General features: G+C 74.4%; 17 protein-coding genes and 1 pseudogene. 6 read left to right on the top strand and 12 right to left on the bottom strand.

The genetic code is table 11. The features are described from left to right. Positions 1-92 precede the first annotated feature (92 nt). On the bottom strand, positions 93-752 hold the full coding sequence (locus tag ABZ862_RS14505) for a DUF4383 domain-containing protein (RefSeq protein WP_360957055.1): 660 nt from the start codon (positions 750-752) through the stop codon (positions 93-95). Between the two features lie 100 nt (positions 753-852). On the opposite strand from ABZ862_RS14505, the pseudogene ABZ862_RS14500 reads away from it, so the two are divergent. Then, positions 853-1,020: pseudogene (locus ABZ862_RS14500) on the top strand (cryptochrome/photolyase family protein); the annotation flags it as partial. Between the two features lie 69 nt (positions 1,021-1,089). Here the strand turns inward: ABZ862_RS14500 and ABZ862_RS14495 are convergent. Beyond that, the gene (locus ABZ862_RS14495) at positions 1,090-1,671 is read right to left on the bottom strand and encodes a TetR family transcriptional regulator (protein WP_360957053.1); all 582 of its coding nucleotides are present in this window, start codon (positions 1,669-1,671) and stop codon (positions 1,090-1,092) included. 95 nt (positions 1,672-1,766) lie between these two features. On the opposite strand from ABZ862_RS14495, the gene ABZ862_RS14490 reads away from it, so the two are divergent. Continuing rightward, positions 1,767-2,819, top strand: a complete 1,053-nt coding sequence (locus tag ABZ862_RS14490; RefSeq protein ID WP_360957050.1) for an NAD(P)-dependent alcohol dehydrogenase — start codon at positions 1,767-1,769, stop codon at positions 2,817-2,819. Positions 2,820-2,844: 25 nt separating this feature from the next. On the opposite strand, the gene ABZ862_RS14485 is transcribed toward ABZ862_RS14490, so the two are convergent. The 4 genes from ABZ862_RS14485 to ABZ862_RS14470 form a co-directional block, all read right to left on the bottom strand. Continuing rightward, complete coding sequence (locus tag ABZ862_RS14485; protein WP_360957047.1) at positions 2,845-3,273, bottom strand: VOC family protein; 429 nt, start codon at positions 3,271-3,273, stop codon at positions 2,845-2,847. Between the two features lie 233 nt (positions 3,274-3,506). Continuing rightward, on the bottom strand, positions 3,507-6,041 hold the full coding sequence (locus tag ABZ862_RS14480) for an ABC transporter permease (RefSeq protein ID WP_360957044.1): 2,535 nt from the start codon (positions 6,039-6,041) through the stop codon (positions 3,507-3,509). A gap of 3 nt (positions 6,042-6,044) precedes the next feature. Further along, positions 6,045-6,788 (bottom strand): ABC transporter ATP-binding protein, encoded by a 744-nt coding sequence (locus ABZ862_RS14475; protein ID WP_360957041.1) that lies wholly within the window; start codon positions 6,786-6,788, stop codon positions 6,045-6,047. After that, a complete protein-coding gene (locus ABZ862_RS14470) occupies positions 6,785-7,027 on the bottom strand; it encodes a hypothetical protein (RefSeq protein ID WP_360957038.1) in 243 nt (80 codons plus the stop codon). The genes ABZ862_RS14475 and ABZ862_RS14470 overlap by 4 nt, the downstream gene beginning before the upstream one ends. 197 nt (positions 7,028-7,224) lie before the next feature. Here ABZ862_RS14470 and ABZ862_RS14465 point away from each other — a divergent pair, with 197 nt between their 5' ends. The 3 genes from ABZ862_RS14465 to ABZ862_RS14455 all read left to right on the top strand — a co-directional run bounded on the left by ABZ862_RS14465 (position 7,225) and on the right by ABZ862_RS14455 (position 11,376). Beyond that, positions 7,225-8,496: a sensor domain-containing protein gene (locus ABZ862_RS14465; protein WP_360957035.1), complete on the top strand. Its 1,272-nt coding sequence runs from the start codon at positions 7,225-7,227 to the stop codon at positions 8,494-8,496. 70 nt (positions 8,497-8,566) lie between these two features. Further along, positions 8,567-9,226 carry a response regulator transcription factor gene (locus tag ABZ862_RS14460; RefSeq protein ID WP_360957032.1) on the top strand — a complete coding sequence of 220 codons (660 nt, stop codon included), beginning with the start codon at positions 8,567-8,569 and terminating at the stop codon, positions 9,224-9,226. A 173-nt stretch (positions 9,227-9,399) separates the two neighbouring features. Next, a complete protein-coding gene (locus ABZ862_RS14455) occupies positions 9,400-11,376 on the top strand; it encodes a sigma-70 family RNA polymerase sigma factor (RefSeq protein ID WP_360957029.1) in 1,977 nt (658 codons plus the stop codon). Positions 11,377-11,455: 79 nt separating this feature from the next. Here ABZ862_RS14455 and ABZ862_RS14450 read toward each other — a convergent pair whose 3' ends face one another. The 6 genes from ABZ862_RS14450 to ABZ862_RS14425 all read right to left on the bottom strand — a co-directional run bounded on the left by ABZ862_RS14450 (position 11,456) and on the right by ABZ862_RS14425 (position 17,372). Beyond that, positions 11,456-11,869, bottom strand: coding sequence for an ATP-binding protein (locus ABZ862_RS14450; protein ID WP_360957026.1), 414 nt, complete (start codon positions 11,867-11,869; stop codon positions 11,456-11,458). Next, positions 11,859-14,207, bottom strand: a complete 2,349-nt coding sequence (locus tag ABZ862_RS14445) for an anti-sigma factor antagonist (protein ID WP_360957023.1) — start codon at positions 14,205-14,207, stop codon at positions 11,859-11,861. Before ABZ862_RS14445 ends, ABZ862_RS14450 begins: the two co-directional genes overlap by 11 nt. Further along, on the bottom strand, positions 14,204-15,424 hold the full coding sequence (locus tag ABZ862_RS14440) for a SpoIIE family protein phosphatase (RefSeq protein ID WP_360957021.1): 1,221 nt from the start codon (positions 15,422-15,424) through the stop codon (positions 14,204-14,206). The genes ABZ862_RS14445 and ABZ862_RS14440 overlap by 4 nt, the downstream gene beginning before the upstream one ends. 135 nt (positions 15,425-15,559) lie before the next feature. Further along, on the bottom strand, positions 15,560-16,651 hold the full coding sequence (locus ABZ862_RS14435) for a zinc-binding dehydrogenase (RefSeq protein WP_360957018.1): 1,092 nt from the start codon (positions 16,649-16,651) through the stop codon (positions 15,560-15,562). A gap of 33 nt (positions 16,652-16,684) precedes the next feature. Further along, the gene (locus ABZ862_RS14430; protein WP_360957015.1) at positions 16,685-17,152 is read right to left on the bottom strand and encodes a DUF4334 domain-containing protein; all 468 of its coding nucleotides are present in this window, start codon (positions 17,150-17,152) and stop codon (positions 16,685-16,687) included. A 43-nt stretch (positions 17,153-17,195) separates the two neighbouring features. Beyond that, positions 17,196-17,372: a hypothetical protein gene (locus ABZ862_RS14425; protein ID WP_360957012.1), complete on the bottom strand. Its 177-nt coding sequence runs from the start codon at positions 17,370-17,372 to the stop codon at positions 17,196-17,198. A gap of 82 nt (positions 17,373-17,454) precedes the next feature. On the opposite strand from ABZ862_RS14425, the gene ABZ862_RS14420 reads away from it, so the two are divergent. Then, positions 17,455-18,915, top strand: a complete 1,461-nt coding sequence (locus ABZ862_RS14420; protein WP_360957009.1) for a glycoside hydrolase family 76 protein — start codon at positions 17,455-17,457, stop codon at positions 18,913-18,915. Positions 18,916-18,943 lie beyond the last annotated feature (28 nt).

Raw genomic sequence — 18,943 nt, 5'->3', positions numbered from 1 at the left:
GTCGCCACCCTCCTTCGTCCGTCCGTGCGGCTGTCCGCCCGTACGCCTGAGTCTCCGCGCCGTTGTGCCTCCGCGCCGCTGCGCCGCTGTGTTCAGTTCCCTCGGGGGCGTCCGCCGGAAAGGCCTCCCCGGACGACCGTCATGCCCTCCGCCGTCCTGGCCGTCGTGCCCGTCCCGGGCCCGGAGGCGGTGAGCGAGGGGCGGCCCGGTGCGGTTCCGGCCGGGACGGCGACGGACGGACGGCCGCCGCCCGCGGCCAGGCGCCGGGCCGCGAGCCGTTCGCGGGCCGCCTCGCGTGCGTGCCGGCGCCGCCAGTAGGGGTTGTCGTGCGGCAGACCGCCGGAGACCCGGCCGTACATGCCGAACGTGAGGATGATCAGCCCCATGACGAAGCTGAACAGCACGTTGCTCATGCCGAAGTCGAGGATGTTGGCCGGCCGCTCCAGGACGGCGAGGTGCGCGAACCCGCTCAGCAGGAACAGGGTCCCGACGGTCATGTTGAGCGTCGACGCGAAGTTCCCGCCGACGATCGCGCCGCCGACCAGGGCCAGGCCGACGACGACGGAGACCAGGCTCAGCACGCCGTTCGTGGACATTCCGGCGATGCTCCTGCCGTCCGTGCTGAACGGGCTGAGCTCGTCGGCGAAGCCGAGCACGCCGAAGACGAGCAGGACCACTCCGCAGAGGGCTGCGCCGTACCGGTAGACCGAGGCCAGTCCGTGGTCGACGGGCAGCTCGTCCTTGAGGTTCATCGCCGGTCCCTTCGTCGTACCGCACGCGGCCGGGCCGGGAGCGGCGCGGCGCATTGACCTTGCACCCGTCCTTTCTCCGCGAAACGGGCACAGGGATGCAGTGGCTTCGCCGGCCGGCGATCGGCCCGGCCCGCGCTTCCTCTCCCCGGCCGGCACCGGCCACGAGGGACCCGACCGTGACGCGCCGGTGGTGATGATCGAGGCGCTGTCGGTCTTCCGGCGCCGCCGCTTCCACCGCGCCAGGGCGCATCCGGTGTTCTCCGCGATACTGCGCCCGGAGGCGGAACGGGGCGGCACGCCGCCCTGAGGACCCGCCGGAAGGACGGTCGGCGGGACGTCAGGGTGCGATCGCGCGTGCCACGCAGTCATGGAGCAGGGCGCGGCGGCGGTCGTGGTCGGCTTCGGGCTCGTCCGCGGTCGCCGCGTAGACACCGCTGGCCGGTGACCAGGCACAGGCCATCGCGATGACCAGGGTCAGCAGGTCGAAGGGGTCGCCCTGGCACAGCCTGCCCTCGGCCTGGGCCACGGCGATGGCCCTGAGCTTGGGTTCGTGCTGGACGGTGCCGTCGAACCACCGTCCCGTCGGGCGCCGTTCCAGCCGGATCCAGGCGATGAGCCGGACCAGATCGGGCCGGCGCAGATTCTGGTCGTAGAGGGACACCGCCCAGCCGGGCAGGTCGTCGGCGTCGAAGGGGAGGGCGTCGGTGCTGCGGCCGACGCTGTCGGCGACGACCGCGTCGAACAGGCCTTCCTTGCTGCCGAAGTAGCCGTACAGCTGGGCCTTGTTGGTGTGTGCGGCGGCGATGATGCGCTCGATCCGGGCGCCGGCGATGCCGCGGAGCGCGAATTCCCCGGTGGCCGCGTCGAGGATGCGCCGACTGGTCGCGGCGCCGCGCGGCGTGGTCGGCAGTTCGGGCATGGTCCGAGGTTATCAGACAGAACAGTTGGTTTGCTTTCCGGCGGGCGGGGGCTAACCTCTGACAGACAGAACAGTCTGTTTGGAAGGATCGGTCCATGCGTACCACCACGGGTTGGCAGAGCAGGGGCGACGGTTCCACCGTCCTGGAACGGGTCGAGATCGGGCGCCGGGAGCTGCGTGACGACGACATAGCCGTACGGGTCGACTTCTGCGGCGTGTGCCACAGCGACCTGCACCGGATCCGGGGCGCGCTCGGTGAGGGCGTCGTGGTCCCCGGCCACGAGTTCACCGGCACGGTCACCGAGGCCGGCCCGGGGGTGACCGGTCTCGCCCCGGGCGACCGGGTCGCGGTCGGCACCGTCGTCGACTCCTGCGGGGCCTGCCCGATGTGCCGGGCGGGGCAGGAGAACTTCTGCTTCGAGGGCCCCGTCACCACCTACGGCGGCAGGGACCGCACCGACGGCTCGCCGACCCTGGGCGGTTACAGCCGCGAGTACGTGCTGCGCGAGTCGTTCGCCTACGCCCTGCCGGGCACGCTCGACCCGGCCGCCGCGGCCCCGCTGATGTGCGCCGGGATCACCATGTGGGAGCCCCTGCGGTCGGCCGGCGTGGGCCCCGGCAGCCGGGTCGCCGTGGCCGGTCTGGGCGGACTCGGGCACCTCGGTGTGAAACTGGCCGCCGCGCTGGGCGCCGAGGTGACCGTGCTGAGCCGTACCCCGGACAAGGCCGGTGACGCCCGCCGGCTCGGGGCGGCGGAGCTGCTGGTCACCACCGACGACCGGCGGACCGAACAGGCCCGGGGCCGCTTCGACCTGGTGCTGGACACCGTCGCCGCCCCGCACGATCTGTCCCCGCTGCTGCGGATGACCGCCATGGAGGGCACGCTGTCCGTGCTGGGCTACCCGCTCGAGACCTCGGTGCGGATCATGGACCTGGTCCAGGGCCGCAAGAATCTGAGTTCCTCCGGCACGGGCGGCCGGCGTCACACGGCGGAACTGCTGGCCTTCTGTGCCGAGCACGGCATCACCGCGGACGTCGAGACGCTCCCCTCCGCACGGGTCGCGGACGCCCTGGACCGGCTGGGCCGGGGCGACGTCCGCTACCGCTTCGTGCTGGACATGTCCGACCTGGACGAGCCGCGGTCCTGAGTCCCGGCCCGGACCGTGCCGGTGCTCAGCGGGCCCCGGGGACCTCTTCGGTGACACCGTCGAGCGGCGAGGAGGGATCGCTGCCGTACGGGCGGGTGAAGACCTCCAGGCCGTGTCCGGCCGGGTCCCGGAAGTACACGCCGCGTCCGCCGTCGTTGCGGTTGATCCGGCGCGGATACCTGCCGTGCGGGTCGGCCTGGATCGGTACCCCGGCCGCCAGGAGGCGGGCGAGCACCTGGCCGAACTCGTCCTCGGACACGAGGAACGCGTAGTGCTGGACGGGGATGTCGGTGCCGGCGGTCGCGAAGTCCAGTGTGACGCCGTTGGCGGTCGTCACCGGCAGGAACATCCCGGCGGGTTCCCCGACCTCGAGGCCCAGGAGACCGGCGAGGAAATGAGCGGATTCCTCCCGGTCACGGGACAGCACGATGGTGTGATTGAACGCGACGGACATGGGTCGATGCCTCCACGGGCATGTCCGCGGCACCTCCATGCCTCACCCGGCCGGTGACCGGCACGCGACGCCGCGACGGCGATCGTAGACGTGGGCGTCCGGGGGCGTCGAGCCCCCGTCCGGGCCGAGGCGACGCCGTCCCGCGCGTGCGGTCCGGACCACGCGCGCGGTCGGGACCGCCGCGCGGTCGGGACCGCCGCGCGGTCGGGACCGCCGCGCGGTCGGGACCGCCGTCACACCGCCGCGCGCAGTGCCTCGGCCGGTGCGGTGCGCAGCAGCGTCCGGGTGGGGAACTCGACGGCCAGGAAGGACGCCGCCACCACCGTGACCAGCACCGCGGGCAGCAGCCAGAGCGGGCCCGCGGGCCAGGGGCGGCCGAGGAAGCCCTGGCCGAGGAGGGCCAGCGGGAGGGCCGACAGCAGCAGGCCCGAGACGAGCGCGGCGGCGGCGGTCAGGGCGGCCTCGCGGCGCGTCATCGCCCGGATCTGCCGGGGTGTCGTACCGGCCAGGCGCAGCGCGGCGATCTCGGTGCGGCGCTGGGCGGTGGCGGCGACGAGCTTGTTGACGATGCTCAGCAGCAGATAGGCGAGCAGGACGGCGATCGTCACCAGGTTGATCCACATCTCCGGCGGGATGCCGGGGTCCCGTCCGGGGCCGGAGCGCGCGCCGGTGTCCTCCAGGACCAGACCCGGGCGGTCGGCCGTGAACCGGGTCAGCCCGTGTGCGGCGGCGGCCGTGCCGTCGGTCCTCACGAACAGGCCCGGGGCGAGGCCGGACGTGGTGTGACCGGCGACGAGGTCGCCGGAGAGCACCAGCGGGCCGAAGCCGAGCCCGCGGTCGTAGACCGCCACGACCTTCGCCCGCACCCTGGTGCCGTCGCCGAGCAGCAGCCCGATCCGGGCGCCCGGTCCGGCACCGCGTGAGGCGGCGGCGTCGCTGCTGACGGCGACGGTGGCGCCGGTGAGCCGGGCCAGGGTGCCCCGCCGCACGCCGAGGTCGAGGACGTCGGCGACCGCGGGCGGGGCGACGAGCGCGGCGGCGGACTCGGTCTCGGTGTCGCCGAACTGCCGGTACGACCACACCACGGTGGTGCTGCCGACGGGTACGGCGGCCCGTACGCCGGGCAGCCTCCGTACGGCGGCCCGGGTGTCCGCCGGCAGTCCACCGAGGGCGAGGGCGCCGATCCGGTACTGGGCGAGGGTGCCGTCGCGGCGGTCCTGGCCGGTGGCGGCGAGCAGCGTGGTCTGCGCGAGGGTGTACGTCAGTACGAACACGACCGCCATGGCGAGCGGGCCGACCACTCCGGCGACCCGCAGCGCGTACGCCCGTACGTTGGCCACGGCCAGCCAGGTCGGCGCGGTGACCTGGGCCCGCAGCCGCCGTGCGATGCCCCTGCCCGCGACCTGGACCAGGAGCGGGCCGCACAGGGCGAGGCCGATCGCGGCGACGATCCCGGCGATCGAGGTGGCGGAGGCCCCGATCACGGTCCGGGACAGCAGCGGTGTCACGGACAGCGCGGACGCGGCGGCGATCAGGAGGAATCCGGTCAGGGCCCGCCCGGTGGAAGGCCTGCGCGGCTCGCTGCGGGACTCGGCGACGGCCTCGGTGGCCGGCATCCGCGAGGTGCGCCAGGCGGCGGAGCGGGCCGCCACCTGCACGACGGCCGCGATCAGCACCAGGGTGGCCACGGCGGGCAGCGGGCCGTAGGTCAGCGGGAGTCCGGACGGCAGCACTCCCCGGTCGGCCAGCAGGGCCCGGAACCGGCCGGCCAGGAGGTAGCCGAGCGCCGTGCCCGGCACCACGGCCACGGCGGCCACCGCCGACGACTGCGCCGCGGCCAGCCGGCGGATCTGCCGCGGGGTCGCCCCGACCGCCCGCATCAGCGCGAGGTCCCGGCGCTGCCCGGCGACCGACACGCTCAGCGCGCCCGCCGTGACGAACCCGGTGATCAGCAGGACGATCCCGCCGAGTGACCCGGCGAGCAGCACCAGCAGCGAGCGGGCGGCGCCGGTGCCGGGTGACACGGCCTCGCCGATGTCCGCCCCGGTGCGCACCTCCAGCCCCGTCCCGGCCAGCTGCCGGCGGACGGCGCGCGCGACCCACCGGTCGGTTCCCGGCCTGGTGGTCAGGCCGATCAGGTCGGCGGAGGCCGCGTCGCCGGCGCCGCGTCCGGCCAGCCGTACGGCGGTGGCGTCGGCGAAGTAGACCCCGGCGTCCGGCGCGTCGACCACGGCGGTGACGCGGTAGCGCGCGGCGGGCCTGCCGTTCGCGACGGCCCGGACCGTGTCGCCCGTCCGCAGGCCGCTCACGGCGGGTACGGCGATCTCGGCCGCCCCGTCGGGGGCCCGGCCGGTGATGCGGGGGCGGTCGAGCAGGTGGGTCGAGGACCAGCCGTGCCCGGCGGAGACGGGGTCGTCGGCGGTGGGCACGATCCGGCCGCCGGTACCGGTGAGGGCGGCGGGGAAGCCGATGTCGGCGACGGCCGCGGTCACGCCGGGCAGCCGGGCGAGCCGGCCGGCGAGCCGGGCCGGGACACGGGCCCGCTCGGGGAGCGCGAGAGCGGGTTCGGGACCCGGACGGTACTCCTGGCGGGCCGTGACGACGACGTCCGCGCCGCCGAGCCGGCCGGGGGGCAGCGTCGAGCGCAGCCCCGACTCGGCCAGCACTCCGGTGCCGGTGATCAGGGCGGCCCCGCCGAGCACCGCGCACAGCACGGCGAGCAGGGCGGTGATCCGGTGGGCGGCCGTCCGCAGGGCGAGGGGGAACATGGTCTAGCGCTCCCCCAGCATGACGAGCCGGTCGGCGAGTCGCGGTGCGGTGGGACGGTCGAGGGTCTCGACGACCCGGCCGTCGGCCATCACCAGCGCCCGGTGCGCGCGGGCCGCGGCGGCCGGGTCGTGGGTGACCATCACGACCGTCTGGCCCAGTTCGTCGACCAGGCCGCGCAGCAGTTCCAGCACCTCGTGGGCGCTGCGCAGGTCCAGGGCGCCGGTCGGTTCGTCGGCGAACACCACGGCCGGCCTCGCGGCCAGCGCGCGGACGACGGCGGCGCGCTGCTGCTGGCCGCCGGACAGCTCGGCGGGCCGGTGGTCCAGCCGTCCGGCCAGGCCGACCCGCTCGGTCAGCTCCCCGATCCACCGTCGGTCCGGCCTGCGGCCCGCCAGGCGCAGCGGCAGCGTGATGTTGTCGCCGATGCTCAGCGAGGGGATCAGGCTGTACGCCTGGAACACGAATCCGACGCGCTCGCGCCGCAGTTCGGTGCAGCGGGCCTCGCCGAGCCCGGCGATCTCCGTGCCGTCGACGCGGACGCTGCCCGAGGTGGGGGTGTCCAGGCCGGCCGCGCAGTGCATGAGGGTGCTCTTGCCGGAGCCGGAGGGGCCCATCACCGCGAGGAAGGTTCCCGGGGCGACGGTCAGCGACACGTCGTCCAGGGCGCGGATGCCGCCCGGGTAGGTCTTGGTGAGGCGGGCCAGCGCGATGGCGGGGGCGCGGACCGCGGTGGTGGCGGGGCTCATCGGCGGCCCTTCAGACGGTGCACGACGAGGACGGCGGCGGTGACCGCGGAGACGGCGCCGCAGACGAGGTGGACGCCGAGGCCGGCGCCGACGTAGGAGGCGACGGTGTTGGCGACGAGGCCGAGCACCAGCAGCAGCCACAGCAGGAAACGGGCGACGTCGGCGCGGCTGACGCCGGACCGCGGACCGTCGCCGGACGGGGTGCGGGGGCCGGTGAGGCGGTAGGGGTCGGCGGCCATGGGGGGCTCCTTGTCGGCGGGTCGGCTGATGTCCCCGACGCTAGGGACCGCGCCCCCTTCCGGCCCATCCCGCCGGCCCCCCGATCAGAGGTACAGCAGGCTGTACTTCACTCCGCCGCGTCCCGCGCCGTAGGGTCGTCCGGGCCGGTGACCGCCGTCGGGACGGTGACCGCGGCAGAGCAGGAGCGGAGGCGCCCATGAGGACCCGGGCAGCGGCGACCGGGCCGGCCGGCGACCGCCCCGCCGACGTCCTCGTGCGGGCCGTGCGGGCGGCCGGGTCCGCGCTCGCGCAGCTCGTCGGCGGGTTCGGGACGGCCGTGCCCGCGCTGGCCGTCCTGGTCCTGCTGGTGGTGGCGGCGCTGACCGCGCCGCTGGGCGCGGGCCTGCTCGCGGCACCCGTCGTCGTACGCGCCCTGCACGCGCTGGCGGAGCGGGAGCGCGGCCGGCTGTCGCGCCGGGGACCGGAGATCGTCGCCCCGGACCCCGCGCCGACCGGGCTGCGGCCCGCCCTCGCCGACCCCACCACCCGGCGTGAGCTGCGCTGGGCCCTGCGGCACGCCACCTCCGGGCTCGCCCTGGGGTTCCTCGGCCTCTGGCTGCCGGTCGCGGCCTTCCGGGACTGCGTGTTCCCGCTGGTGTGGCCGTTCGCTCCCGCGGACACGAGCAGTACGTCGCTCGGGTTCGGCGTCGCGCACTCCTGGCCCGAGGCGCTGTCCGTGAGCCTCCTCGGCGTCGGCTGGATCGCGGTGATCCTCGGACTCACCCCCGCCATGGCCCGCCTCCAGGCGCGCCCCGGGCGGACGTTCCTCGCGGCGGGCCCGGACACCGACCTGTCGCTGCGGGTCGCCGAGCTGACCGCCACCCGGGCCGCCGCGCTGGACGCCCACGCCGCCGAACTGCGCCGTATCGAGCGCTCGTTGCACGACGGCACGCAGAACCGGCTGGTCACGGTCACCGTGCTGCTCGGCGCCGCCCGCCGGATGGCCGCCCGCGATCCCGGTCGCGCCGACGAACTCCTCGAACGCGCCCAGAGCTCCGCGGAACAGGCGCTGGCCGAGCTGCGCGCCGTCGCGCGCAGCATCCTGCCGCCGGTGCTGGCCGACCGGGGGCTGGCCGGGGCGCTGGGCGGGCTGGCCGCCGGGTGCGCGGTGCCGTGCCGCACCGATGTGGACGCCCCGCAGCGCTGTGCGGCGTCCGTGGAGGCCACCGCGTACTTCGTGGTGGCCGAGGCGCTGACGAACATCGCCCGGCACAGCGGGGCCACCGGGGCCGCGGTGACCGTCCGCACCGGGGGCGGACGGCTGCGGCTGCGGGTCGAGGACGACGGCCGGGGCGGCGCGGACGAGGAGGGCGGCACCGGGCTCACCGGGATCCGCCGCCGGGTGGCGGCCCACGACGGTACACTCCGCGTGACCAGCCCACCGGGCGGTCCGACGGTCCTCGAGGCGACCCTGCCGTGCGGCACCTGAGACGTGCCCCGCGGGCCCCTGCGGGCGGCCGGGCCCGTGCGCCGTCCCGTCAGCCGAGCGAGTGGCCCGTATGCGCATAGTGTTGGCCGAGGACGACCCCCTGCTGCGCGAAGGGCTCGCCCTGCTGCTGGGCGCGGAGGGCCTCGACGTGGTCGCCAGGGCGGGGACGGCGGACGAGGTCCTGGACGCCGTCGACGAGCACCGGCCCGACATCGCCGTCGTCGATGTGCGCATGCCGCCCGCCCACACCGACGACGGCATCCGCGCCGCCGTCGAGGCCCGGCGGCGCCATCCCGGTCTGGCCGTCCTGGTGCTGTCCGCGTACGTCGAGCAGAGCTTCGCCACCGAGCTCCTCACCGGCGGGGCGGCGGGCCTCGGCTATCTCCTGAAGGAACGGGTCGGCCGGGTCGAAGAGTTCCTGGACGCGCTGCACAGGGTGGCGTCCGGCGGCACCGCCATCGACCCGGAGGTCGTCGCCCAGCTGTTCACCCGGTCCCGCCGGGACACCCGGCTGGACCGGCTCAGCCCGCGCGAGCACGAGGTGCTCGCCCTGATGGCCGAGGGGCTGGGCAACAGCGCCGTCGCCGAACGCCTGGTCGTGACCGACGGCGCGGTCCACAAGCACATCCGCAGCATCTTCGCGAAGCTGGACCTGACCCCGACGGACCGCGTGGACCGCCGGGTGGCGGCGGTGCTCAGCTATCTGGGGGATCCGCGCCGCAGGCTCTGAGGACGGACCCGCGCCGGGCCGGGCCGGCCGGAAACCGCCGGGTGCGGCATTTTCTGTTGTCGCGTCCGCGCCGCCGCGTCTCCCCCGGTGAGGCCGGACGAGGACCGCCGGGTCCCTGTCCGCCTCCGCAGGCAGGAGAATGCCTGGGACGTGAGATGAGGGAGAGACGGTTCATGCGCACAGACCACGGGCGTGATCCCGCCATCGGCCTGGTGTCCGCCGCCTGTTCGGGCGATCCGCGGGCCGTCGAGGGGCTGGTGGCACAGTCCCTGCCGCTGGTCTACAACATCGTCGGCCGCGCGCTGGGCGGGGGCCAGGACGTCGACGACGTCGTGCAGGAGACGCTGCTGCGGGTGGTGCGCGGCCTGGACCGGCTGGAGAATCCCTCGTCGTACCGATCGTGGATGGTGGCCATCACCGTGCGTCAGATACGCGACTGGATCCGGGGACGTGTGAAGGACCGGGAGACCCGCGAGAGCGTGGAACTCGCCGCGCAGGTCCCCGACCCCGCCTCCGACTTCGCGTCCCTGACGGTCCTGCGGCTGCAGCTCGACGGTGACCGGCGCGAGGTGGCGGAGGCGACGCGCTGGCTGGACGACGACGACCGGGAACTGCTGTCGCTGTGGTGGCTGGAGGAGACCGGGCAGCTGGAGCGGGCGGAGGTGTGCGAGGCGCTCGGCCTGTCGGGCCGTCACACGGCCGTGCGCATCCAGCGGCTCAAGGAACAGCTCGACGTCGGCAGGACCGTGGTCCGGGCGCTGGCCGCCCGGCCGCCGTGCCCGGAGCTGTCCGCGGTGACCCGGTCGTGGGACTCGGCGCCGAGTCCCCTGTGGCGCAAGCGGACGGCGCGGCACATCCGCGGCTGTGCCCGCTGCGGTGAACGGCGGGAACACCTGGTCCCCGTGGCGGGGCTGCTGACGGGGCTTCCGCTGCTCGTCCCGCCCGCCGGTCTGCAGCAGGCCGTATGGGCGGCGATCTCACCGATGGTGCCGGCGGCGGGAGAACAGGCGGCCGGCGGTACGGGGACGGGGACGACCGGGCACGCGGGCACGCGCCCCCGTGGCACCCACGCCGCCGGGCGGCCCGCTTCCCGGCGCCGCACGGCGGGCCGCGCCGGGCACGCCAGGACGGTCACCGCGGCGGTCGCGACGGCCGCGGTCGTCCTCGGCGCCTTCGCCCTGGTGCACTCCCAGGACACCGGCCGCGCCTCCTCGGCACCGGCGGGTGCGCCGACGGCGGCCGGTGTCCGGACGGCCTCCGCTCCGGCCCCGAGCGCCCCGGCCTCCCCCAGCCCGTCGGCGACGAAGAAGGAGAAGAAGACCGGGCCGTCGGCGTCGGCCGGCGCCACCCAGGCGTCGCGTTCGCCGAGCACCAGGGCCGCCGCCGCACCGGCGGCAGCGGATCCGGTGGTCTCCTCCCGCCGGAAGGGGGTCGGTGTCTGGTCCTACTCCGCGATGTCCGACGGGCTGAGCCGCTCCGGTGCCGGCTGGTACTACACCTGGTCCACCGCGCACCCCGGCATCGCGGCCTCGGCCGGCACGGACTTCGTACCGATGATCTGGGGTGCGAAGAGCGTCACCGCGCAGGCGCTGTCGGAGGCGAAGGCGGCCGGTCCCTATCTGCTCGGCTTCAACGAGCCCGACATGAGCGCCCAGTCGAACATGACGGTCGACCAGGCACTCGATCTCTGGCCACAGCTGCAGTCGGCCGGCGCCACGCTCGGCAGCCCCGCCGTCGCCTACGGCGGTGACCGGGCGGGCGGCTGGCTGGACCGCTTCATGAGCGGGGCGAAGCAGCGGGGCTACCGCGTGGACTTCATCGCGCTGCACTGGTACGGCGGTGACTTCCGCACCGCGGCCGCGGTGGAGCAGCTGCGCAGCTATCTGAGCGCGGTGTACGAGCGTTACCACAAGCCGATCTGGCTGACCGAGTTCGCCCTCATCGACTTCTCCCAGGGCACCCGCTACCCCACCGACACGGAGCAGGCGGCGTTCCTCACGTCGGCCACGAAGATGCTGGCCGGGCTGCCCTACCTGCAGCGCTACGCCTGGTTCGGCCTGGGCACCGACGAACCGGGCCCGGGAACGACCCTGTTCCGCTCGGGCTCCGCCCTGACCCCGGAGGGCAGCGCGTTCCGCTCGGCACCGTGAGCCGGCCGCGGGGCCCGGGGCGGGGCATGCCGGGTGACCGCCCGGTGTGCCCCGGGGTCCGCCGGTGCGGGGACCCGCGTCACGCAGGACGGCGGGCGGCGATGACGTCCCAGTGGTTGACGCCCGCCGTGCGCGCGTAGGTGACGCTGTCCACGGCCGCCCGGGCCAGGGCCAGGCCGCGACCGCTCTCGGCGGCCGGGCCGGGCAGCGCGGTGGCGTTCACCCCCGGCGGGGCCGGGGCGCCGGTGTCGGTGAAGCGGGCGTGGGCGCGCTCGGGGGTGATCGTCACCAGGAACCGGACGTCGACGGGAAGGTGCGCCGCCGTGTGCTGGAGGATGTTGGCCGCGACCTCCGCCACCGCCGTGTCGAAGAGGGCCCGCTCCTGGGGCCCGTGCGGCAGGAGGGCCCACGCCGCGTCCAGGCAGCGGTGGACCTCGTCGAACATCCCGGGCGTGGCCGTGCCCGACCAGCCGGCGGTCCGGTCAGCGGTCACGGCACGCCGTCCCCACGTCGGCGTAGCAGTGCAGGACCCGGTGCATGTTCGTCAGCTGCAGGACCGTCAGGACCTGCGGTCCGCAGGAGGCGATGCGCAGATCGCCCCCGGCCTGCCGGGCCGACTTCAGACCGCCGACGAGCGCGCTGAGGCCGGAGGAGTCCAGGAAGCCGGTGCCCGCCAGGTCGACGACCACGTGGGGATGGCCGTCGCGCACGACGGTGTCTATGGCCGCGCGGATCTGCGGGGCCGCGACCAGGTCCAGGCGGCCGCTCGGGCGCAGTACGGCGATGCCGTCGGGGGTGACGTCGATGGTGAGGTCCATCAGGTGCTCTCTCCGGGTGCTCTCTCGGGTGTGCCGGATCCGTAGCCCCCGTACCGGGCCGCCCTGACCACCACGCCGAGCAGGAGGAGGTCGTAGCCGACCCAGACGAGGTTGATCACGGTGCCGGTGACGGACGGGGTGAGGCCGGTGGCCGCCCGGACGGTCCCCGCCACCGCGGCGAGGACGAGGAGGGCCATCGCGGCCAGCTGCCACTTCATCAGCCGCCACGCGGGGGGCGTGTGCCTGCCGTGTCTTGGGGGTGACGACGAAACCCAGTGGTCGGCCGAACGCGATGTTGGCCACCGCGGTGACCGTGGCCTTGATCCAGAGGGGGAACAGGGCGAGCGAGTACTGCTGGCCGCGCCAGGTGCGGACGCCGTGGCTGACCACGCTGAACAGGATCTGGTTGACGACGAGGTACGGGATCAGGTGCAGCAGGAAGCTGCTGCCGAAGCTGTGTACGGGTTTGACGCCGAAGCAGAGGTAGATGACAGGCGCGGCGATGTAGACGAGGGCGGCGTAGCCCGAGAGGTAGCTCCACATCGTGGCGAAGTACATCAGGCGCTGGGCCGGGGCCAGCCCGCGCAGGGTGAGGGGGCTTTCGCGGAGCATGACCTGCAGGGTGCCCTGGGCCCAGCGCAGCCGCTGGTGGAGCATGGATCCGAGGTCCTCGGGCGCCAGGCCGTGGGCGAGGATCTCGTGGTGGTAGACGGTCCGCCAGCCGGCCGCGTGCAGTCTCATGGCCGTGGCCATGTCCTCGGTGACGGAGATCGTCGACAGGGGCATCACCGGCTGGGCCTCGTCGGCGCGGTCGACGTCCACGGCGCGGATCAGGGTGCGTACCGACTCCACCGCGCCCAGCGGTGACCAGGCGCGGTCGGCGAGCCGGCGCAGCGCCGCCTCGTCGGTCTGCCCGGGGGCGATCACGTCGCCGGCCCCGAGTTCCCGCAGGGCCTCGAGGTCCCCGGCCGGCTGTCTCAGGTGGGAGGCCGTGAGCCGGCCGCTCGCGGCGTCCGCCGCCCGCTGGAAGCGGTGGGCGAGTTCACCGAGAGGCACTCCGGCGGCGAGTTCGGCGCGGGCGCGGCGGGCCGCCGTCCGGACGTCGTCCAGGGCCTCCGTGGCGTCCGGTCCCTGGGCGCGTGCCGCGGCGGACGCGTGGCGCAGGATCCGGCGGACGGCGCCGAGGGCGGCGGAGACGGACTCGTGGACGGCGCGGACGTAGCCGCGCAGGCCCAGCTGCATGAGGGCCTCGCGGCGCAGCACCACGTTGGATCCGCAGAAGAAGGCCGCGTTCCAGCCGTCCTTGCCCTGCTGGATGGGGCCGTAGAAGAGAGGTGCCTGGCTGCCGAGCGGATCGGCGTCGTCGACGTCGGTGAAGTACTGCGGGGTCTGGACGAGGGCGACCCGTTCCTCCCGGAACCAGCCGAGCGTGTGCTCCAGCAGGGCCGGGTCGGGCACCTGGTCGGCGTCGAGGACGAGCATGAACTCGCCGTCGGTGCGCATCAGGGCGGCGTTGAGGTTGCCGGCCTTGGCGTGCCGGGCGTAGCCCTCCCATTCGGCCCCGCGGGAGAGGTACAGGGCGCCGGTCTCCTCGGCGGCGCGGGCCATCGCGGGCCGTGCGCCGTCGTCGAGCACCCAGGTACGGTGCGGGTGCCGCATGGCGACCGCGGCCCGCGCGGTCCGGGCGACGAGGTCCACCGGCTCGTCGTAGGTGGTGATGAAGACGTCGACGGTGGCGTCCTCGGGCGGCGGCGGTGGGCGTCCGCGCACCTTGAGGCGCCACACGGTGAGGCTGAACAGCAGCCCGTCGACGAGGCTGTAGGTCTCGGCGAGCACGAGGGGCAGGGCGATCCACCACACGCTCCACTGCACCGAGTACAGCCAGCGCCAGGACAGGTAGGAGAGGCCGAGGACGGGGGCGAGCAGGGCGAGGGCCTTGATGACCCGGCGGCGGCCCGGACCCGGTGAGACCGCGACGTCACGCGGGTGGGACTCCACGCCCCGCGCGGTCACGCGGCTTCCCGGTGGGCCACCAGGAGGGTGATGTCGTCGGTGGCCTGTGCGGGTGACACCTGGGCGGCGAGCAGGGCGACCGCCTCCTCCGCGGTGGCGCAGGTGTGCACGCGCGGGACGGTCTCCTGGCAGCGGGTCAGGCTCGAGTCGAGGGCGTCGAGGAATCCGTCGCTGACGCACACGATCCAGCCGCCGGGCGGGACGTGCGCGGGCAGCGCGCTCCAGCCGCCGTCTGCGGAGATGCCGAGGGGCAGGCCCTCGGCGTGCAGCCAGATGGTGGTGCCGTCGGGGGCCACGGTCCAGGCCAGCCCGTGCCCGGCGTCGGCGTACGTCAGCCTGCCGGTGGGCAGGTCGGCGGCGGCGTGGAAGACCGTGACGAACGTGCCGGTCTCCGAGAGGTCCGCGAGGATCCGCCGGGAGACGTCCGTGAGGACTTCCCGCACGTCCCCGGACCCCCATGCGCCGCGCACCGCGGCCCGGACCCCGGCGGCCATCAGGGCGGCGCCCGTGCCCTTGCCCATGACGTCGGCGACCACCAGCCGCAGCGTGGTCCCGTGCAGCGACCAGTCGTAGAAGTCGCCGCCGACCGCGCGGGCGGGGACGCAGGACCCGGCCACCTCCCAGCCGCCGGTGCGCAGCGCGGCCCGTGGAAGCAGCTGTGCCTGTACGGCGGCGGCCCGGCGCAGGTCGTCCTCGGCGGCCAGTTCGTTCTCCGCCCACTGGGCCAGGTCGCGCAGCAGGCGGCGCTCGTCCTCGCTCATCTCCCGGGGCCGGGAGTCGGTGACGCACAGCATTCCCACCCGGTGGCCGTCGGCCGTCCGCAGGGGGTGGCCCGCGTAGAAGCGGACGGCGGGGTCGGCCCGGACCAGGGGGTTGTCGGCGAACCTCGCGTCCCGCAGGGCGTCGGCGACGACGAAGGTGTCGTCCTGCCGCACCGCGACCGAGCAGAAGCTGTCGGTGCGCGCGACCTCGGTCAGTCCTTCGCCGTCGTGCGACTTGGCCCACTGGCGTGCGTTGTCCAGGAGGGTCACCGCGGCCGTGGGGACGCCGAAGAGCCGTCGCGCCACGCGGGTGATCCGGTCGAAGCGTTCCTCGGGAGGGGTGTCCAGGATCCCGAGCCGTTCCACCGCCTGCTGCCGGGCGGTCTCCTCGGCCTCCCGGACCGCGCGACGTGCGTGTTCGCGTATCGGCTCATCGTTCGAGCTGCTGTTCCCCACGGTCACATCCACAACCACAGTAGGACATTTACGGATCAAACACCCCCCCATCATGCCCGAGGGGGTGTGCCGCCGCCCAGCCGGCACCCGGGCCGCCCACGGCCGGGGCCGACCCGGCCCTGTCGTCCACGGGACTCAGAAGGACGTGATGACGACCCGTGCCACGTCCGGGTCGCGCAGCGCGGCGTATCCGGCGTCGATCTCGTCCAGGCCGATCCGCCAGGAGACGAGTCCGTCGAGATCCAGCAGCCCCTGCGCGCAGAGGCCGGCGTAGCGGGGGATGTCGCGCCGCGGGTGCCCGGAGCCCATGATCAGGCCCTGGATCCGTTTCTGCTCCAGCAGCAGCCTCGGCAGGGACAGCGTCAGCCCCGGGCCGCCGGCCGCGAGGCCCACCACGTACACGTCGCCGCCGAGCGCGGCCATGGCGAGCGCCTGCTGCGCCGTCACCGCCGTGCCGACGATGTCGAAGACGTGCCGCACCCCGCCGCCGGTCAGCTCGCGCACGGCCTCCGCGGCGTCCACCGCCGCCGAGTTGACGATGTCGGTGGCTCCGTGGACCTGCGCCCGGCGCAGCTTGCCGTCCTGGACGTCGACGGCGACGATGCGCGAGGCGCCGGCCAGACGTGCCGCGCTCACCGTGTTGAGCCCGACACCGCCGACGCCGATCACCGCCACGCTCTCCCCCGCCTTCACCTTCGCCCCGTTGAAGACCGATCCCATGCCGGTCAGCACGCCGCAGCCGAGCAGGGCGGCGGACGCGAAGGGCAGGTCGGGCGGTACGGCGGTGAGCTGGTTCTCGTGGACCAGGCACCACTGGGCGAAGCCTCCGAGCCCCATCCCCTGGGCCACGGGCCAGCCGTCCCTGCTGAGCCGTGGTCCGTGCCGGGGGTCGCGCAGGGTGCTCGCGGGCCGGGTGCACTGGTACGGCCTGCCGTCGAGGCACGCCGGACAGCCGCCGCACCACTGGACGAGGCAGCCCACCACATGGTCCCCGACCGCGAACTCGTGCGCCTCCGGGCCGAGTCCGGTGACGACTCCGGCGATCTCGTGCCCCAGGACGACCGGCGGGGCGTAGCCCGGCGGGGTACGGCCGGCGAGCGTGAAGTCGGTGTGGCAGAGTCCGGACGCCCTCACCTCCACCAGTACCTCCCGGCCGACCGGCTCGGCGACCCTGATGTCCCGGACGACGAATCCGCCGCCCGCCTTCTCCACCACTGCGGCTCTCACTGATCGCTCCTCCCCCACGCGGCTCCGTCCGGCTCAGGCCCGGTCGAGGATGAAGTAGAAGAAGGGCCCGTCCCCGGGGACGCCCTTGCCGTTCATGATCCCCATGAGGGTGCGGTCGTCGACGGCCTTGAAGTGGTCGAAGACCGGCTGGCCGTCGTAGACCATGGTCGCCGTCGACTCGCCCCGGAACTCCACCATCCACAGACTGGCCTCGCCCTTGCCCAGTTCGGTGTCCGAGTACAGCCGGCCGTCCTGACCGCGCATGATCAGCGGCTTGGCGTCGGCGGCCGAGAGGAATGTCTTGCCGTACCAGCCGGCCTTCTCCAGGCGCCCGTTGAGCGGATGCCCGGTGTCGAAGGCACTGCCCCGCCACTCCCCCAGGATCTCCTCGACCCGCACCGGGGGCAGCGCCGCCCATACGGCGTCGAGTTCCTCGGGCAGGACGGCGGAACCCTTGCCCCGCAGGTCCGCGAACCGGGAACGCGCCTCGTCGGTCTCCATCGGCCTCTCCTCCTCGGTGAGAAACAAACAGTCGCAGTATGTATCACCGTCTCTCGCGGGAACAGAGGGCGGAAGGTGACGGATCCAGCCACTCCGCCCGTCCGGCCCACGCGGCCCGCACCACGCACACCGCCCGCACCGCCCACACCGCCCGCACCGCCCACACCGCCCGCACCGCCCGCACCGCCCGCACCGCCCACACCGCCCACCTGATTGACATGCCCTCAACCAAGCGGCACGCTGAGAGCGCTCTCGCACAGGTCCGTACCAGACTTCACCCGCTCACCCACCGGAGGTGGAGAGTGCCCGGCAGACTCACACGCCGCCCCGCGGCAGCGCTGGCGTCGGCGGCGGCCGTCCTCGGCACGCTGCTCACCTTCGGCGCACCGCCGCCCGCGGACGCGGCGGCGGCAGCCGGCGTCTGCAACAAGTACTGCGACACCCGCGACCCCTCGGCGGCCACCTCGGACCGCGTCCCCGTCAGCAGCACCCTCTACGGCCGCACCGTGTCGCTGCACCTCTCGGACAACGATGTCATGGGCTGGGCGTCCATCGACAACGGCAGCCCCGGCGACGAGGTCTGGGTGGACCGGAGCTTCGACGGCGGCCGCACCTGGTCCGACGGCAGCAAACTGGGCGACACCACGACGCCCTCGGGCTACCGCGGCTGGCGCACCCTCATGTACAACGTCGACGACTGGAACACCACCGGCGTCGGAGCGCTGCGCGCCTGCGGCAAGGCCGGCGACCGGCCGGAGATCACCTGTACGGGCTGGGCCCGGGTGAACTGGAACGCCTGGAGCCGGGGCACCGCCGCGGCGACCGCGCTGATGATGTCGTACGACCGCGGCACCGGACTGTTCGGCGGCAACGGCTGGTGGACCGCCGCCAACTCCCTGACCGCCGTCCTCGACAACGCCCGGGTCAGCGGCATGCCGAGCTACCGGTACGCCATCGCCTCCACCTACGACAAGAACATCGGCGCCCAGGGCGGCAACTTCACCAACGACTACCTGGACGACACGGGCTGGTGGGGCCTGGCCTGGGTCGCCGCCTACGACGCGACCGGGGACAGCCGTTATCTGAACACCGCGCGCGCCGACGCCGATCACATGAACGCGTACTGGACCTCGGCATGCGGCGGCGGGGTGCTGTGGAACGAGACGAAGACCTACAAGAACGCCATCACCAACGAACTGTTCCTCCAGCTCAACGCCGCGCTGCACAACCGGATCAGCGGTGACGGCGTCTATCTGGCCCGGGCGCAGAGCGAGTGGGCCTGGTTCCGGCAGAGCGGCATGATCAACGGTGATCACATGATCAACGACGGTCTCACCGACGCCTGCGCCAACAACGGCCAGACCGCCTGGACCTACAACCAGGGCGTCGTCCTCGGCGGTCTCACCGAGCTCTACCGGGCGACGGGCGACAGCGGTCTGCTGACCACGGCCCGGCAGCTGGCCGACGCCTCCACGGTCAGGCTCCAGACCGACGGAGTGCTGCGCGAGCCCGGCGAGTCCGACGGCTGCACGGGCGACGGCCCCTCCTTCAAGGGCGCCTACGTCCGCGGCCTCGGCTGGCTCGACGCCCAGCTGTCCGACCACCCCTACGCGGCGACGCTGGACCGGTGGGCGGACGCGGCCTACGCCAAGGACCGCAACTCCCTGGACCAGTACGGCCCGCACTGGAACGGCGGAACGGGCACCAGCGACTACGGCTGCCAGCAGAGCGTGCTGGACCTGCTGAACGCGGCGGGCCAGTAGGGGAGGCCGGCGGGCGCCGCCCGGAAGC

This window comes from Streptomyces sp. NPDC047000 (assembly GCF_040644295.1).
Taxonomy (GTDB): domain Bacteria; phylum Actinomycetota; class Actinomycetes; order Streptomycetales; family Streptomycetaceae; genus Streptomyces.
The sequence above is the reverse complement of the archived record's forward strand: the minus strand, read 5'-3'. Positions and strand labels throughout refer to the sequence as shown.